A 16,739-nucleotide genomic window follows, 5' to 3' on the forward strand; every position below is an offset into this window, starting at 1 on the left:
GAAGGGGGAGGGCCGCCCGTCGGCCCTCCCCCTGCCTGACCGGGGGCCGGGAACCTCAGACGCACGAGCCGAAGGGCTTGAGATCAGTTGGGTGACAAGCACGTCGTCCGGTTCGAACCGGTCGGCATCGAGATCGAGGTCGACGAGGACCAGACCATCCTGCGTGCCGCGGCCGAGCAGGGTGTGCAGCTCATGCACGGCTGCAAGGAAGGGCAGTGCGCGGCCTGTAAGTCGTTCGTCCTCGAGGGGGAGGACATCGAGCTCGACAGCTACTCGACCTTCGCGCTCCCGGACTACGAGAAGGAGGAGGGGCAGACCCTGCTCTGCCGGGCGCATGCCTACGAGGACCTGACGATCGAGCTCCTCAACTACGACGAGGAGATCATCCGGAGCGGGCTCCCGCTGCGCACCGGCACCGTCGAGGTGATCGCGAACGAGCCGGTGACGCACGACATGCGCCATCTCATCGTGAAGCTCGTGGAGCCCGAGGAGATCAAGTTCTTTCCGGGGCAGTACATGGACTTCGTGGTGCCGGGCACGGGTGAGACCCGGTCGTTCTCGATGGCGAACACGCCCAACCGTGACGGGCTGTTCGAGTTCGTGATCAAGATCTACCCCGGCGGACTGTTCTCGGAGTACCTCGCCGACAAGGTCCAGGTCGGGGACCACATCCAGGTGGAGGCCCCGTTCGGCACCTTCACCCTCCGCGAGACCCGCACGAACGACCTGGTGTTCGTGGGGGGCGGCGCGGGGATGGCGCCGATGCTCGGGCTGCTCCGGTCGATGGCCGAGCGCGGGGTCGAGCGGAAGGTCACCTTCTACTACGGCGCCCGCCGCCGCCAGGACCTGTGCTTCGCCGAGGAACTGGCGGCACTCGGCGGGAGGTTGACCGACTTCTCCTACGTCCCCGCGTTGTCCGAACCCGCCGAGGACGACGGATGGGACGGGGAGAAGGGCCTGATCACCGAGGTCGTCCGTAGCCGGGAGTCCACGCTGAAGGGAGTGGATGCCTATGTCTGCGGTCCGCCGCCGATGGTGGACGCGGCCATCGCGACGCTGACCGCTCTGGGTGTGACCGAGAACCAGATCTTCTACGACAAGTTCACCACCACGGGTGAACCAGAAGGCGAGGACGGCCAGTGACCACCACGGAGACCCCGAGCGAGCGCCCCGAACGCAGCGTCCCGAAACCCGTCTTCACCGACGCGGAGGCCGGGGCGCGGGAGTTCCCCGACTCCGGCGCGAGCGCACGTCGGTACAACTACTTCGCTCCGGCGAAGCGCAAGCAGACCCACTACGAGGACGTCACCGTCGAGGTGCAGCCCGACCCGCGGCACTACCTGACGCAGGGTTGGATCTACGGCTTCGCCAACGGTGAGACCGGCTACCCGTTGCACTGGACGAAGCTCAAGGCATGGGGGGTCGACGAGCCCGAGCCGCAGCGCGGGATCGGCACGGGCGGCCTGCCGGTGGAGAACTGGCCTGCGCACGGCTGGCACGAGTTCCGCGACCCGAACGAGGAATGGGAGCAGAGCCTCTACCGGTACAACGCCAACGTCGTCCGGCAGTTGACCCAGAACGTCGAGAACGCCCGCAACGCGAAGGCGTTCACGATGTGGTCGCCGAACTGGGTGCGCTTCGTGGAGCGCCACGTCGGGGCGTGGATGCACATCGAGCACATCCTGGGCCTGTACGTGTTCGCCTCGAATGAGCGGTCCGCTCCGACGAACATGCACAACACGGCGCTGGCGGCGAACAGCACCCGCAAGATCCGCTTCGCCCAGGACCTCGCGCTCTACAACCTCACGCTCACCGAGGAGATCGAGGGGTTCGACGGCACCGCCCACCTGGACGCGTGGAACAGCGACGCGGAATGGCAGGGCGCGCGCAAGGCCACCGAGGCCCTCACCGCGATCGAGAACGACTGGGGTGAGGCGGTCTTCGCCGCGAACATCGTGTTCGAGCCGCTGATCGGTGAGCTGTTTCGCAGCAACCTGGTGATGCAGTCCGCGGCACCCAACGGCGACTTCGTGACCCCCACGGTGATGGGGGCAGGCGAGTACGACTTCGCGCAGCGCGACCTGCGCTGGACGATCGCCTGCTTCGGGCCGCTCGTGCAGGATCGCGAGTTCGCCGACCACAACAGGCAGCTGATGTCGGGCTGGCTCGCCAAATGGGTGCCGCAGGCATTGGAGGCGGCCCGCACGATGCAGCCGCTGTGGTCGGCCGTCGACCACAAGCCGCCGCGTTTCGAGGACAGCCTCGACCGGGTCAAGAACCGGTTCGCCGGGATCTGCAGCGATCTCGGACTCGACACTCCCGAGGAGCTGAAACTGTGACGACCACAGGGGCCGAGAACCGTTTCGCGGTCAACAACACCGCGTCGAACATGTGCGGGTTCACGTTGATGAACAGCCAGGTCGGACTGCTCATCTCGACCGTGCTGACCCGCCTGGACAACGTCAAGGTCACCCACCTGCCCTCGATGATCCGTGTCGACGGCGAGGGCAAGTTCGAGGTCCTGTACTCCGACATCGACGAGGAGGCGGGCGAGGAGGAGGGCTGGTTCAACGCGGCCGAGTTCGAGGAGGCCATGTCCACCCACTACGGCCGGATGGTCCACCTCGACGACCGCACGATCATGTTCGCCAACCCCGAGGACGCAGCCGAGTACATCGACTTCGACCTCAAGCCCATCTCGTAGTTCGGTCCGGGCCGCCGTCCCTCGCGGGCGGCGGCCCGGCTTCGTTGATCCGCACCCGCGCCGCAGACCAACGTCTCTGGAGGTCCCCGCAATGGCCAAGGAACTGAGATTCGGCGAGGAGGGCCGCCGCCTGCTACAGGCCGGCGTCGACCAGCTCGCCGAGGCCGTCAAGAGCACCCTCGGCCCGAAGGGCCGCAACGTCATCCTGGAGAAGATCACGGGGTCCCCCGAGGTCACGAACGACGGTGTGACCATCGCGCGCGAGATCCATCTGCGTGACCCGTTCGAGAACATGGGCGCGCAGCTGGTGAAGGAAGCCGCGGTCAAGACCAACGACACCGTCGGAGACGGCACGACCACCGCCACCGTCCTCGCGCAGGCCATCGTCCGGCAGGGGATGAAGGCGATCGCGGCGGGCGGCAACCCGGTGCTGGTCAAGCGGGGCATCGACATGGCGGTCGGAGCGCTCGTCGAGCGGCTCTCCGCGGTGGCACATCCCGTGTCGTCGGAGGAGGACTACGCGCGCGTCGCCGCGATCTCCGCCAACGACGACAACGCGATCGGCCGTGCCGTGGCACGGGCGTTGCACACCGTGGGGGACGACGGCGTCGTCACCGTCGAGGACACGCCGGTGCTGGGCCTCGGGGTGTCGTTCGTGGAGGACTACGAGTTCGACAACGGCTACGTGACGCCGTACATGGTGACCGACCCCGGCACGCTCCAGGCGGTCGTCGACGACCCGTACATCCTCTTCTCGGCCGAGAAGATCAAGGACGTTCAGTCGATCATGCCGGTTCTCGACAAGATCATGCGGGCGGAGCGCCGCCCGCTGGTGATCGTCGCGGAGACCGTCGAGGGCACTGCCCTGCAGATGCTCGTGCACAACCACGTCAACCGGACCTTCCAGGCCGTCGCGATCAAGGCGCCCGGGTTCGGGGAGAAGCGCATCCACCTGCTCGAGGACATGGCTGCCCTGTGCGGGGGCAAGGTGCACAGCCGCAGCTCGTCGTTCGCGCTCGAGCAGATCACCACCGAGCACCTCGGTCGGGCCCGGCAGGTCCGGGTGACGAGCGACAGCACCACCATCATCGGGGGCGGTGGGGACCGCGAGGCCCTCGAGATGCGGCTGGCCCAGCTGCGGGCCGAACTGGCCAGGGCCACGATCGGCACCGACGAGGACTTCTTCTCCTCGCGGATCGCCCGGCTGTCGGGCAAGGCGGCGATCATCACCGTGGGGGCGCCGACGAACGCCGAGGCCAAGGAGGTCCGCCACCGCGTCGACGACTCGCTGCAGGCCACCCGGGCCGCGATCGCAGAGGGCATCGTGGCGGGCGGTGGCTCGGCGCTGCTGCACGCCGAACCCGTGCTCGACCGGCTCGACGTCGCCGGGGACTACCGGATCGGTGTCGAGATCGTGCGGAGCGCACTGTCCGAGCCGGTTCATCTGATCGCCTCCAACGCGGGCTACGACGGGGACGAGGTGGTCAAGCAGGTGGCCGCCATGGCCGTCGACGAGGGGTTCGACGCGCTGGAGGGCCGCTACGGGAACATGGTGGAGATGGGCATCATCGACCCGCTTCGGGTGGTGCGCTCCGCGCTGCAGAACGGCGCATCGGTCGCCGGGCTGATCCTCACCACCAACTCGCTGGTGGCCGAGGAGGTCACGCCCTGGAACAAGTCGCTGATGACCGAGTTCGGGCCGCTCGACGAGGGCATCCCGCAGCCCTCGCCGGACTCCAGCACACCGCAGTCCCTCGGCCTCGGGCCGTCGGTCGGCTAGCAGCGCTGTCATGTACACCGTCGGGGGGCAACGGATCCTCGTCGTCGACGCCCAGGTACACGTGTGGGACGCGAGCCCGCACAACCAGGCGATCCCGGACGGCGAGGCCTACGCCACGGACCTGTTGCGCAGGCACCAGGAGCTCGACGGTGCCGGCGTGCCGCCGCACGAGGTGGAGCGCGTCTCCGAGCACAGCCTGAGGCGCGACGTCTTCGAGGGCGGCCACGTCGACCGCGCGGTGCTGCAGCCGGTGGTGCTCGGCGACCTGTTCGTGCTCGGCTTCAGCCCACTGGAGTGGCACGCCGAGATGGCCGGCTGGATGCCGGGGCGGTTCGTGCTGAGCGGCGAGCTCGACCCCGGCGGGGGGCAGCCGGGGGCGCGCGGGCTGGGTCCGCGGGTCAGGCGGTTCGACCTGCGCGGCCTGACGCTGTGCGAGCGGCGCCGGCCGGCGGGCCGGCTGCGGCTGGGCGAGCCGTGGCTGCGCCGCACCCTCGCCCGGTGCGGTGCGGCCGGGGCGGACGTCGTGCACATCGGGGTGGGGCCGTCGACCCTGCCCGCACCATGGCGGCGCGCCGACGGCGGCACTGCGCTGCGGCCACCCGGGGCGGCGCGGGACCGTCCGCCCCGGGTTCCGGGCTGGGCGGAACCCGTGCGGGCGGGCTCGGCGCTGCCCGCACGCACCAGGGAGGCGGAGCGGGTGGCCCCGGCGGGCTTCGACGCCGTGCAGTTCCGGGCGCTCGCCCGTGCGCTACCGGACGTCCGGTTCGTGCTCGGAGCGGGATGCCTGCCGGAGCAGCGGCTGTGCCGGCTGGCCGAGCTGCCGAACGTGTACGTCCTGCTCACCGAGATCCTGCCGTGGATCGGTTCGGAGGACTTCGCCCACGCCTTCGGGGCGCTGCTGCGGGCCTTCGGGGCCGACCGGCTGCTGTTCGGCAGCGGGTACCCGCTGGTGCGTCCGGGGCGGCTGGTGCGCGAGCTCGCGGCCTACCGGTTCCCCGACGAGCTGCGTCACCGCTACCCCCGGTTCGACACGTCGGCGAAGCGCGCGGTGCTGGGGGACAACGCCGCGCGGCTGTACCGGATCGGCCGTCCCCTGTCGGCGTCCCCGGCGGTGGCAGCCGGGGCGTGAGCCCCGCCGGTCACCGGGCTGCCGCTCAGCGCGGCGCCGGCCCGGGGACCACCGGCATGGTCGCGAACGCGTTCATGAGCACCCCGGGGGCGGCGGGCACGTCCTGCGGCGGCACGGCGAGGCGCAGGCCCGGGAACGTGCTGAGCAGGCTCGTCAGCGCGATGCGGCCCTCCAGCCTGGCGAGGGGCGCGCCCACGCAGAGGTGGATGCCGTGGCCGAACGCCAGGTGCGGACCGGGCGGACGCGTCACGTCGAACTCCTCGGCGGCGGGCCACGCCTTCGGGTCCCGGTTGCCCGCGAGCAGGGCCACCCGCACATGGGCGCCTGCCGGGATCGTCGTGCCGGCGATCTCGACGTCCTCCGTGACGACGCGCTCCGTGGCGGTCTGCACCGGGCCGTTGAAGCGCAGCGCCTCCTCGACGACTGCCGGCACCCGCTCGGGCTCGGCGCGCAGCAGGTCCCAGGCGCCGGGGGTGCTCAGCAGCGCGTGCACCGCGCTCGCGACGAGGTTCACGGTGGTCTCGTGCCCGGCGACGAGCAGCAGCTGCATCATCGAGGTCAGCTCGTCCTCGCTGAGCCGGTCGCCGCCGTCGCGCGCCGCGATCAGCGCCGTGGCGAGGTCATCGCCCGGTTCCGCGCGCTTGAGGGCGATGAGCTCGCGGAGATAGCTCACGAACTCCGTGAGCGCAGCGGAGAGGGCCTCCACCCCCATCACCAGGCTGTTGACGGTGATCTGCGACCACTTCCCGAAGTCCCCGCGCCGATCCTCCGGAACTCCGAGGAGCTCGCAGATCACGGCTACCGGAAGCGGGTAGGCGAACTCCTCGAGCAGGTCGAAGGGGGAGCCCCGCTCGGCGAGTGGAGCGAGCAGCTCGTCGGTGATCTGCTGGATCCGCGGTGCGAGCCGCTCCACCTGCCGTCGGGTGAAGGCGGCCATGACCAGCTTGCGCAGCCGGGCGTGCCCCGGTCCGTCCATGCTCAGCATGGAGCTCTCGGTGGCTGCCCGCAGCGCTGGATCCAGCAGGTGGGCCAGTGGCGTCTCGACGGCGGCGAACCGTGGGTCGACCAGCGCCGCGCGCGCCTCGTGGTAGCCGGTGACCAACCACGCCGGCGACCCGTGCGGCAGCGTCACCTCGTGCACCGGACCCGAGCGGGTCAGCTCGGCGTAGGCGCGGTGCCGATCGGACATGTGCGTCGTCAGGAATGGGTTGGGTACCTGATCTGCGGGCACCTGGTCTGTGGTCACAACGAACCTCGCAATCCGTCGCCGGCCGTCCGCCGACAGTGCAATACCGAGGGTACGGAGATCGCCATGGATCGGCGAGCTGCGCGAATTACCCAGAAGGTCTGGAAATGGCCGAACATCCCGCCGGCGGATTCAGGGAACCGGATTATCGGTAGGGCGGGTGGTGACGGGCAGCGCCCGCAGCGCATTGATGAGCAGGCCCGGGTCGGCGAGGATCTCGTCCTCGGCCGGCCGCAGATCCGGAAAGCGGGCGAGCAGGCTGGTCAGTGCGATCTGCCCCTCCAGCCGGGCCAGGGGAGCCCCCAGGCAGAGGTGGATGCCGTGGCCGAACGCGATGTGCTGGTTGGGCGAGCGCGACAGGTCGAGGACCTGCGATCCGGGGCGCCCCGGATCGCGGTTGGCGGCCAGCAGGCCCACCAGCACGGTGTCGCCCGCCTCGATCGTGGTGCCGGCGAACTCGAAGGTCTCCACCGCGACCCTCAGCGTGCTGGTCTGCACCGGACCGTTGAAGCGCAGGAGCTCCTCGACGGCGGCCGGTACCCGTTCCGGTTCGGACGCCAGGTGCGCCCAGGCCCCGTCCTGTGCCAGCAGCACGTCCACCGCGTTGGCGATGAGATTGACCGTGGTCTCGTGCCCCGCGACCAGCAGCAGGTACATCATCGACGTCAGCTCGTCCTCGCTGAGCTGGTCGCTGCCGTCGCGCGCGGCGACGAGCGCCGAGGTCAGGTCGTCCGCGGGCTGCTCACGCTTCGCCGCGATCAGATCGTGCAGGTAGTCGACGAACGCGGTGGCGGCCTCGGCATACGCATCCAGCCCGATGACGGAGGCGTTCACGTCGGCCCACGACCACTTGCGGAAGTTCTCGCGCTTGTTCTCCGGCACGCCGAGCAGCTCGCAGATGACGGCGATCGGCAGCGGATACGCGAACTCGGCGATGAGGTCGACCCCGGTGGCCGCGACCCGGCCGGCCAGCGGTTCCAGCAGTTCGTCGGTCAGCTGCTGGATCCGCGGCGCCAGCCGGTCCACCCGGCGCCGGGTGAACGCGGCCGCCACCAGCCGTCGCAGCCGCCCGTGCTCCGGCATGTCGACGTTCAGCATGCTGCGGTTGATCGCCGAGCGCAGGGCGGGGTCCAGGTCCTCGGCGAACGGCGGCTCCTTCTTGGCCAGCCGCGGCTCCACCAGCGCGGCCCGCGCCTGCTCGTAGCCCGTGACGAGCCAGGCCCCCTCCCCGTGGGGAAGCATCACGCGGTGCACCGGACCGGAGCGGTTCATCTCGGCGTACAACCGATGGCGCTCCGCCATGTCGGTGGTCAGGAAAACGGATGCAGGCTCATGGGCAACGGACAACGGAACCCCCGAAAAGGACCTCGACGCCGAATCAACGCCGATCGGGCGCGATTGTTCGACTATGAGGAGTCACGGTAACGGGCTGCTCCGAGCAGATCGCTGTGACCAACGCCATTGCGCCCGGCGTCAGGGGGAAACGTGCTCCGTGCCCGGAATCCTCGTCGGGTGGGCGATCGAGATCCGCGCCGTCTCGGGCATCAACAGGATCGGGACGATCGCGATCGCCGCCGCGCCCATCAGGTAGAAGGCGGGGATCGCCGTGTTGCCGGTCCCCGCGATCAGTGCGGTGATGACGAGCGGAGCGGTGCCACCGAACGCCGCCGTGGACGTCGAGTAACCGATGGAGAAGCCCCCGTAGCGGTTGCGGGTGGGGAACATCGCCGGCAGCGCCGAGCCGATCGTGCCCAGCATCAGCACCAGCAGCAGGGCCAGGATCACCATGCCGAGCGTCACCGGCAGCGGGTCACGCATCCCGATCAGCGCGATCGCGGGGTAGCTGAGCAGCAGGAACCCGACGGCCGAGGCGAGCAGTACCGGCTTGCGCCCGATCCGGTCCGACAGCGCGCCGACCGGCGCGATCACGACCATCATCCCCAGCATCACAGCGATGATGACCAGCAGCGACTCGGTGTCGCTGATCTGCAACACCTGCGTCAGGTACGTGGGCATGTACGTCAGCAGCGTGTAGACGGCGACGTTCAGCAGGATCACGAAGCCGATCAGGTTGAGGATCTGGGGCCAGACGGCGCGGACGACCTCGCGGAACGGGGCCTGGCTGGTCTCGCCCGCCTCGGCGGCGCTGCGGAACGCCGGGGTGTCCTCGAGCCGGTAGCGCAGGTAGAACCCGATGGCGCCGAGCGGCCCGGCGATCAGGAACGGGATGCGCCAGCCCCATGAGCTCAGCGCCTCGGGGGACAGCCCGAGCTGGACGGCCGTGGCGAGGCCCGCGCCCAGCACGTAACCGGTGAGCGTGCCGAACTCGAGGAAGCTGCCGTAGAACCCACGTCTGCGGTCGGGTGCGTACTCAGCGATGAACGTGGCCGCCCCGCCGTACTCGCCGCCGGTGGAGAAGCCCTGCACGAGCCGGGCGACCAGCAGCAGGATGGGCGCGGCGATGCCGATCGTGGCGTAGCTCGGGATGAGGCCGATGCAGAACGTGGCGCCCGACATCATGATGATCGTGAGGGCCAGCACCCGGCGGCGGCCGAACTTGTCACCGAGCGGCCCGAGCAGCACCCCGCCGAAGGGCCGCAGCACGAACGGGATCGCGATGCCGGCGAAGACCAGCAGGGTCTGTGCGGTGGGGTCCGCGTCCGGGAAGAAGTTGAGCCCGATGCTCGTGACGAGATAGCTGTAGATGGCGTAGTCGAACCATTCGACGGCGTTGCCCATGGCGGCGCCCGCCACGGCCCGGCGCACCGTCCGCTCGTCCGGCTGGGTCACAGTCGTCGACTGCCCCTCGACGGTCATGCTCGATCACTCGCCAGTCGGCACATGCCGCTCGACGCTAGTTCGGACGGATGGTCGTCGCAGGACGGGCGAAACGGGAGAGATCAGCTCGGCGGGGGCCAGCCGGCGTCGAGCCGGGCCATGCCGTCCGACGGGGCCGACCACGCGTACACCCAGCAGGACTGCTGCCCGGGTGTCGCAGCCATCCGGACGCGGCGGTACTCAGGGCCCTCGTACTCGTCGAGCGCGGGGAGGACGGCCGCCGGGTCGCGCAGCGGAATCAGCCAGCCGGGAGCGCGGCCTCCGGTGCCCGGGAGCAACGCCGGGAACCCGCGGCCGGTGTCGAGCACGGTGCCGTCCACGGTGCCGCGCTGCGGGCTGCCGCCCAGGTACGGGGCGACGCGGTGCCACGAGATGTCTCCCGGCTGCAGCAGCCCGTAGGTGAACAGCGCGCCGGGCCACTCGTCCGGATGCGGGTCACCGTGGACCGTGTCGGCGTCGAGACCGTCGCCGGGGGCCGGGTCTCCGGTCAGCTCGACAGCCGCATGCTGAGGCAGGTCCGCGCAGCGCACCGGTGCGCCGTCGACGAGCAGCGGGCGCCGGGTGGCGGCCAGGCCGAGGTAGCACCACGGGGAGTCGACCAGGGTCTGATCCTCGAGCCGGACCTGGCCGGTGCGCAGCCGGGCCAGGCGGAAGCGGTCGTCGCGTCCTTCGCAGCGGTCCAGTACCGCGATCTGCTCGGGCGTGGCCAGCCACACGGCGTGGTCCTCGACCGTGCCGGGGGAGGCGGCCAGCACGGCAGGGCGCTGGCCGTCCCGGTGCCGTAGCCCGGAGGCCCAGACGGCGGCGACGTCCCGGGTGCGGGCCCGCAGCACCACGACGGGCTCGGGGCCCAGTCCCAGCTCACGGCGCAGCCAGGTGATCTTGCTGGGGCAACGGTTGGAGCCGTAGGTGAGCACGGGGATGCGTTCCGCGGCGGGCGCGGTGCCCTGGTCGGCGAGCCAGGCGTCCAGCGGTGTGTCCCCGCTGAGGACCCAGCCCGCCCGCGGATCGGGGCGCAGGGGGTGCGACACCTCGTCGATATGCACGAACGAAGACGGCGGGACGGCGCCGGGGTACGGATCGGCAGGGAAGTCGGCATCGGACCAGGGCACCCCCGACCATAACCCGATCACCCTGGGTTCCCGGCTCCTGCGGCGGAGCGGCTGCTGCTGGCCGCCCATCACGGGCCCGGGAGTCTTACGCTCGTCAGGTGTTGCCACGGACGATCGACTGGGTGGACGGCCGGATTGTGCTGGTGGACCAGACGGCGCTGCCGGAGCTGCGCGTGGTCGAGATCGACACCGCGGACGGGCTCGTCGACGCGATCCGGCGGCTCGTCGTGCGGGGTGCCCCGGCGCTCGGTGCGGCCGGTGCTCTCGGGGTGGCGCTCGCAGCCCGGTCCGTCGCCGGCGCCGAGCTGGCCGCCGTCGCGGCCCGGCTCGCCGCGGCCCGGCCCACCGCGGCGAACCTCGCGGTCGGCGTGCGCCGCGCCATGGCGGCAGCGGGCGACGGCCCGGAGGCGGTGCTCGCCGCGGCGCTCGACGTGCTCGAGGAGGACGTGGCCGCCTGCCGGGCGATCGGGGCGAGGGGTGCCGCACTGCTCGCCGAACTGTGCGGGCCCGCCCCGCTCCGGCTGCACACGCACTGCAACGCCGGGGCGCTGGCCTGCGTCGAGTGGGGCACCGCGCTGGGCGTGGTGCGGTCGCTGCACGAGGCGGGCCGGGTCGCCCATGTCGTCGCCGACGAGACGCGCCCGCTGCTGCAGGGCTCCCGCATCACCGCGGTGGAGCTGGCCGAGATGGGCGTGCCGTTCCGCCTGGTCGTCGACGGTGCCGGCGCCTCGATCATCGCCCGAGGGCTCGTGGACGCCGTCGTCGTCGGCGCGGACCGGGTGGCCGCCAACGGCGACGTCGCCAACAAGATCGGTACGTACCCCCTGGCGCTGGCCGCCGCCCGGGCCGGCATCCCGTTCGTCGTGGCGGCACCGGAGTCGACGCTCGACCCGGACACCGCCGACGGCGCCGCCATCGAGATCGAGGAGCGCGCGGCCGAGGAGGTGCTCGTCGTGGGCGGGGCGAAGGTGGCTCCGGAAGGCAGCGCGGCCTGGAACCCGGCGTTCGACGTGACGCCCGCCGACCTGGTGACGGCCGTCGTCACGGAGGAACGGGTCTGGCGGCCCGGCGGGTGACGGCCGCGACCGGGTCTCCGGCGCGCCGTTCCGGCCGGTGGTCGGTGTCATGGTGCTCGCCCGCCTAGAAGGGTGGGGGTTCGTCGCCGGTCACCGGGGTCGGCGTGCGGGGTTCGGTGAGTGGGGGTGGGTCGACCCGGTAGGTGTGGCCACTCGGTGTGGTCCAGATGATCGTGCCGTCGGGGTACTGGCTCACGCTCCAGCCCGGCATGCCCTTCAACCGGTGATGCGGTCGGCATTTCGGGCCGAGGTTCGCCGCCGATGTCGGACCTTCCCCGGCGACGGGGTCGAAGGGGATGTTGTGGTCGAGGTCGCAGCGGTTCGCGGGCACGCGGCAGCCCGGGCCTTGGCAGTACTGGTGCCGCGTGATGACGTGTTCGGTCAGGTGGGGTGGTGGGCGGTAGCGGGTGGTGCCGTAGTCGAGCAGTGCTCCGCTGACCGGGTCGGTGACCAGGCGGTGCCAGATGCTGTCAGGGTCGGCGGCCAACTGGCGGGCGTGGTCGGCGGGGATGGGGCCGTACCCGGCGAGCTCACCGGGTTCCTCGCTCACGCCGCGGAGGGTGTCGAGGGGGACGGTGACCCGGATCTGTATCGAGACCTTGTTGGTGACGGTGGGGACCCCACCCTCGGGCGCCAGCCCAGGCAGCCGCTCGGACCCAGATAGGGGTGGCGCCGGGCTGTCGGACCTGGTGGGGCTGTCGGTCGAGCACGTGGTTGCCACCTCCGCAGCGGCGGCCTGTTGTCCCGCGGTGCTGCAGAACCCGGTCTCGCGCAACACCAGATCCACCAGCGCATCGGCCCGCCGGGCCGCCATCGGGCGTTCATCCGCACTGCCGCAGCCGCGGGCGTGCTGATCCAGCACCGCGAACACCCCGACCGCCTCCGCCGCCGGCAACGTCGCAGACAGCGTGGCCATCCCATCGCGCTCGGGATACAACACCACAGCACGCTCGCGCCGCTTGCGCTCGCGACGCCGGGCGGCGGCTTCACTGTCGGCGCGCAGCACCGCGCGGCGCACCGCGGCCCGCAGTTGCCCGGCGGTCTGCTGCGGCGCCCGCGGCAAGACCTTCCGCTCCACCACAGCCGCAGTCGCCGCATCCAGATCAGCACAGCCCTCGGCGATGATCCGCGCCTTCGCCAGCGTGATCGCCCCGGCCTCCAGGGAGGCGAAGACGCCCGGGAACTCCGCCACCAGCTGCCGGGCCTCCCCGACCCGCCACGCAGTACCGCCCGGCGAGAGCCGCAGCATCATCCCGACCTCGGCCTGCGCGGACTCCACCGCCTGCGCCGCAGTCAGACCCGCAGCGGGACCGGTCTCGGCTGCCGCGACGAACTGGGTGATCTCCGCGTACTGGCGGGCCTGCGCCCAGGCGATGACCTTCTCCCAGGCCCCGATCCGCTCCAGCGCCTCGAACCCGTCCACGGGGGGTCCGGCCTGATCGAGGATCAGCACCGCCATGCCGTCGGGAGCGACCTCGGTCCACGCCAGTGGCGCGGACCGCGGCACCAGCCGGTGAGTGTCGATCTCGAACATACGTTCGACTCTATCCGCGACCCCCGACAGAATCGACCACAGCGCCGCGAGATCCGCCTGTCCGCCCTCGCCAGGCGCACAGCCGGATCTCGCAACGATCATGGGTTCGCGGATGCCGGTGCTCCGGGGCTCAGTGGCCCCGCGCGATCCACTCCTCCAGGTGGGGCAGCTCCTCGCCGATCGTGGTGGGGTCGCCGTGGCCGGTGCGCACGACCGTGTCACCGGGCAGCGTCAGCAGCTTCTCGCGGATCGACTCGATGATCGTGTCGAAGCTGGAGTACGACCGTCCGGTGGCACCCGGCCCGCCGTTGAACAGGGTGTCGCCGGTGAAGACGGTGCCGAGCTCGGGCGCGTACAGGCAGGACGAGCCGGGGGAGTGGCCCGGTGTCTGCAGCACCCGCAGCTCCACCCCGCCCGCGCTCAGCACGTCGCCGTCGGCGAGCTCCCGGTCCGGCGGCCGGTTCGGGTGGGTCATCTCCCACAGCGGCGCCTCGGCCGGGTTAAGCAGGATCGGGGCGGAGACCCGGTCGGCCAGCGCGGGCGCCCGGTTCACGTGGTCGTCGTGCGCATGGGTGCACACGACGGCGACGACCCGCCGTCCGCCGACCGCCTCCTCGATCTTCAGCTCGTCGTGCGCCGCGTCGATGACGAGCACCTCGTTCTCGTCGCCGACGACCCAGACGTTGTTGTCGACGTCCCACGTGCCGCCGTCGAGGGAGAACGTCCCGGACGTGACGACGTGGTCGATGGGGCCTGGCGGGGTCACAACAGCACCACCGAACGCAGCACCTCGCCCTTGTGCATCTTCTCGAACGCGGCCTCGACGCCGTCGAGCGCGATCGTCTCGCTGACGAACCTGTCGAGGGGCAACCTGCCCTGCAGGTGCAGGTCGACGAGCATCGGGAAGTCGCGCGTGGGCAGGCAGTCGCCGTACCAGGAGGACTTGGTGGCGCCGCCGCGGCCGAAGACGTCGATCAGCGGCAGGTCGACCGTCATGTCCGGGGTGGGCACACCGACGAGCACCACGGTGCCGGCCAGGTCGCGGGCGTAGAACGCCTGCTTGAACGTCTCGGGCCGGCCCACCGCGTCGACGACGACGTTGGCGCCGTTGCCGTCGGTCAGTGCCTGGACGCCCTCGACCGCGTCCTGCTCGCGGGAGTTGATCGTGTGCGTGGCACCGAACTCCTTCGCCCACTGCAGCTTCCGCTCGTCCACGTCGATCGCGATGATCGTGGTGGCGCCGGCGAGCTTCGCTCCGGCGATCGCGGCGTTGCCCACCCCGCCGCAGCCGATGACGGCGATGGAGTCGCCACGCCCGACCTTGCCGGTGTTGATCGCCGCCCCGATGCCGGCCATCACGCCGCAGCCCAGCAGCCCGGCCACCTCCGGCTTCACCGCGGGGTTCACCTTCGTGCACTGCCCCGCATGGACGAGCGTCTTCTCGATGAACGCGCCGATGCCGAGTGCGGGCGTGAGCTCCTGGCCCGACTCGAGCGTCATCTTCTGTGCGGCGTTGTGGGTGGAGAAGCAGTACCAGGGCTCGCCGCGGCGGCAGGCGCGACAGGTGCCGTCGACCGCGCGCCAGTTGAGGATGACGAAGTCGCCGGGCGCGACGTCGGTGACGCCCTCGCCCACCGACTCGACGACCCCGGCCGCCTCGTGGCCGAGCAGGAACGGGAACTCGTCGTTGATACCGCCTTCGCGGTAGTGGAGGTCGGTGTGGCAGACCCCGCAGGCCTGCACCTGGACGACCGCCTCACCCGGACCCGGATCCGGAACGATGATCGTTTCCAGCGAGACGGGCTCGCCCTTCTTCAGCGCGACGACCCCGCGGACCTGTTGCGGCATTGTTCGTCCTCCCCAACTCGTGTTCGGGTCTGTTCTCCCTGCGCAGCGTGCCATGCGTGAGGGCCCCAGGTAGGTTCCGGCTTGTGATCAACCGGGTGGACCACGGCAGCGGGGCGGACCATGTCGCTGCGCTGCAGTTCGCGCACGGGCCGGTCAACGCGATGGACCAGGAGCTGTGCGAGGCGCTCGCGGAGCAGTTCCGTGCCCTCGAGACGGACCCCGCCCGTGCCGTGGTGGTCACCGGAACGGGCCGAGCCTTCTCGGCAGGTGTCGATCTGAAGCGCATCCTCGACGAGGGCGCGCCCTACGTCGAGCGCTTCCTGCCTGCGCTGTCGGCGGCGTTCGGCGCGCTCTTCCAGCTGTCGAAGCCGGTGGTCGCGGCCGTCAACGGGCATGCGATCGCCGGGGGCTGCGTGCTGGCCGCGTGCGCCGACGTCACGCTGATGGCCGAGGGGTCCGGCCGGATCGGGGTGCCGGAGGCCCGCGTCGGGCCGCCGTTTCCGCGGATCGCGATCGAGGTCCTGCGCCACGCCGTGGGGGACGTGGCCGCGCGCCGGCTCATGGTCGGTGCCCTCACCTACACCCCGGCGGACGCGCAGGCGCTGGGGCTCGTCGACCGGGTGCTCCCGGCCGACGAGCTGCTCGGGCAGGCGGTGACCACGGCCCGGGCGCTGGCCACCGAGGTCCCGTCCGACACGTTCGCACTGACGAAGGCCCAGCTGCGCCGCGACGCGCTGGAACGCACCGCGCGCTACGCCGACGAGGACGAGGCGGTGGCGACGCTGTGGAGCCGCCGCGCGGCCGACGGCTGGACGGCGCGGTACCTGGAGTCCGTCACCCGGAGGTGAGCGGGCCCGGAACGCCGCTCCTCACCGCCGCGTGAGTGTGGCGACCACGGCGTCCACGTAGTCGCGCTGCTCGGCACCCACGGGCACGAGCTCGGGGCTGGCGTCGGCGAGGTTCGTGTGCCCGAGGTAGGCCGTGTAGGCCAGCAGGCTTCGATTGCGGGCCTCCTCCGGCGGGAAGCCGGAGGCCGTGAACAACCCGGTGATGTAGTCGAGCCGCCGCTGGGTGACCCTGGCGAAGACGGGTGCCACCAGTGGGTGGCTCGCGCTGGCCTGGAGGGCGAGCAGCACGCGGTGACCCGGCCGGTCGGCTGTGGTGGTCGGCGCCAACGTCAGGGTCATGAGGTGGCGGAGCCTGCTGTGGGGGTCGGGCTCGGTGTCGACCAGCGCGATGATCTCCTCGGTGTGGACCCGCTCCCATCGCAGCAGTGCTGCCTCCAGCAGCGCATCCCGGTTGCTGAAGTGCCAGTAGAAGCTGCCCTTCGTGGTGCCCAGCCGAGCGGCGATGGGCTCAACGGCCACGGCGGCGAGCCCGCCCCTGCCGAGTGCATCGAGGGCGGCTGCCGTCCAGTCGGAGGCCGTCAGCCGCTTCCGTTCCACCACGTCCGTACGCTAGCGTATGGACGT

15 protein-coding genes are annotated in these 16,739 nt (G+C 71.2%); 7 read left to right on the top strand and 8 right to left on the bottom strand.

Annotated elements, in window-relative coordinates; all coding sequences use genetic code 11:
* The first annotated feature begins 87 nt into the window (after positions 1–87).
* The 5 genes from ACQPZA_RS03000 (at position 88) to ACQPZA_RS03020 (ending at position 5,613) form a co-directional block, all read left to right on the top strand.
* A complete protein-coding gene (locus tag ACQPZA_RS03000; RefSeq protein ID WP_433278150.1) occupies positions 88–1,143 on the top strand; it encodes an FAD-binding oxidoreductase in 1,056 nt (351 codons plus the stop codon).
* Positions 1,140–2,339, top strand: a complete 1,200-nt coding sequence (locus ACQPZA_RS03005) for a toluene hydroxylase (protein ID WP_433278152.1) — start codon at positions 1,140–1,142, stop codon at positions 2,337–2,339. Before ACQPZA_RS03000 ends, ACQPZA_RS03005 begins: the two co-directional genes overlap by 4 nt.
* Positions 2,336–2,704 carry a propane 2-monooxygenase effector subunit MimD gene (mimD, locus tag ACQPZA_RS03010; RefSeq protein ID WP_433278154.1) on the top strand — a complete coding sequence of 123 codons (369 nt, stop codon included), beginning with the start codon at positions 2,336–2,338 and terminating at the stop codon, positions 2,702–2,704. Before ACQPZA_RS03005 ends, mimD begins: the two co-directional genes overlap by 4 nt.
* Positions 2,705–2,795: 91 nt before the next feature.
* The gene (gene groL / locus ACQPZA_RS03015; RefSeq protein ID WP_433278156.1) at positions 2,796–4,484 is read left to right on the top strand and encodes a chaperonin GroEL; all 1,689 of its coding nucleotides are present in this window, start codon (positions 2,796–2,798) and stop codon (positions 4,482–4,484) included.
* A gap of 10 nt (positions 4,485–4,494) precedes the next feature.
* Positions 4,495–5,613, top strand: a complete 1,119-nt coding sequence (locus tag ACQPZA_RS03020) for an amidohydrolase family protein (RefSeq protein ID WP_169399404.1) — start codon at positions 4,495–4,497, stop codon at positions 5,611–5,613.
* 25 nt (positions 5,614–5,638) lie between these two features.
* Here the strand turns inward: ACQPZA_RS03020 and ACQPZA_RS03025 are convergent, their stop codons facing one another.
* The 4 genes from ACQPZA_RS03025 to ACQPZA_RS03040 form a co-directional block, all read right to left on the bottom strand.
* Entirely contained in the window at positions 5,639–6,802 is a 1,164-nt protein-coding gene (locus tag ACQPZA_RS03025) for a cytochrome P450 family protein (protein WP_433278157.1), read from the bottom strand.
* 189 nt (positions 6,803–6,991) lie between these two features.
* The gene (locus ACQPZA_RS03030) at positions 6,992–8,161 is read right to left on the bottom strand and encodes a cytochrome P450 family protein (RefSeq protein ID WP_433278160.1); all 1,170 of its coding nucleotides are present in this window, start codon (positions 8,159–8,161) and stop codon (positions 6,992–6,994) included.
* A gap of 171 nt (positions 8,162–8,332) precedes the next feature.
* Positions 8,333–9,676: an MFS transporter gene (locus tag ACQPZA_RS03035; protein WP_433278162.1), complete on the bottom strand. Its 1,344-nt coding sequence runs from the start codon at positions 9,674–9,676 to the stop codon at positions 8,333–8,335.
* An 83-nt stretch (positions 9,677–9,759) separates the two neighbouring features.
* A complete protein-coding gene (locus tag ACQPZA_RS03040) occupies positions 9,760–10,809 on the bottom strand; it encodes a gamma-glutamylcyclotransferase family protein (RefSeq protein ID WP_433278164.1) in 1,050 nt (349 codons plus the stop codon).
* Between the two features lie 101 nt (positions 10,810–10,910).
* Here ACQPZA_RS03040 and mtnA point away from each other — a divergent pair, with 101 nt between their 5' ends.
* Positions 10,911–11,885: an S-methyl-5-thioribose-1-phosphate isomerase gene (gene mtnA, locus ACQPZA_RS03045; RefSeq protein WP_169399413.1), complete on the top strand. Its 975-nt coding sequence runs from the start codon at positions 10,911–10,913 to the stop codon at positions 11,883–11,885.
* 64 nt (positions 11,886–11,949) lie between these two features.
* On the opposite strand, the gene ACQPZA_RS03050 is transcribed toward mtnA, so the two are convergent.
* The 3 genes from ACQPZA_RS03050 to ACQPZA_RS03060 form a co-directional block, all read right to left on the bottom strand.
* Positions 11,950–13,419, bottom strand: a complete 1,470-nt coding sequence (locus tag ACQPZA_RS03050) for a DUF222 domain-containing protein (RefSeq protein WP_433278166.1) — start codon at positions 13,417–13,419, stop codon at positions 11,950–11,952.
* Between the two features lie 130 nt (positions 13,420–13,549).
* A complete protein-coding gene (locus ACQPZA_RS03055) occupies positions 13,550–14,185 on the bottom strand; it encodes an MBL fold metallo-hydrolase (RefSeq protein WP_169398284.1) in 636 nt (211 codons plus the stop codon).
* Entirely contained in the window at positions 14,182–15,267 is a 1,086-nt protein-coding gene (locus tag ACQPZA_RS03060) for an S-(hydroxymethyl)mycothiol dehydrogenase (RefSeq protein WP_433278168.1), read from the bottom strand. Before ACQPZA_RS03060 ends, ACQPZA_RS03055 begins: the two co-directional genes overlap by 4 nt.
* A gap of 83 nt (positions 15,268–15,350) precedes the next feature.
* On the opposite strand from ACQPZA_RS03060, the gene ACQPZA_RS03065 reads away from it, so the two are divergent.
* Positions 15,351–16,115 (top strand): enoyl-CoA hydratase/isomerase family protein, encoded by a 765-nt coding sequence (locus ACQPZA_RS03065; RefSeq protein ID WP_433278170.1) that lies wholly within the window; start codon positions 15,351–15,353, stop codon positions 16,113–16,115.
* Positions 16,116–16,136: 21 nt separating this feature from the next.
* Here ACQPZA_RS03065 and ACQPZA_RS03070 read toward each other — a convergent pair whose 3' ends face one another.
* Positions 16,137–16,715 (bottom strand): TetR/AcrR family transcriptional regulator, encoded by a 579-nt coding sequence (locus tag ACQPZA_RS03070; RefSeq protein WP_433278172.1) that lies wholly within the window; start codon positions 16,713–16,715, stop codon positions 16,137–16,139.
* Between the last annotated feature and the right edge of the window lie 24 nt (positions 16,716–16,739).

This window comes from Pseudonocardia xinjiangensis (assembly GCF_050948425.1).
GTDB classification, from domain to species: domain Bacteria; phylum Actinomycetota; class Actinomycetes; order Mycobacteriales; family Pseudonocardiaceae; genus Pseudonocardia; species Pseudonocardia xinjiangensis.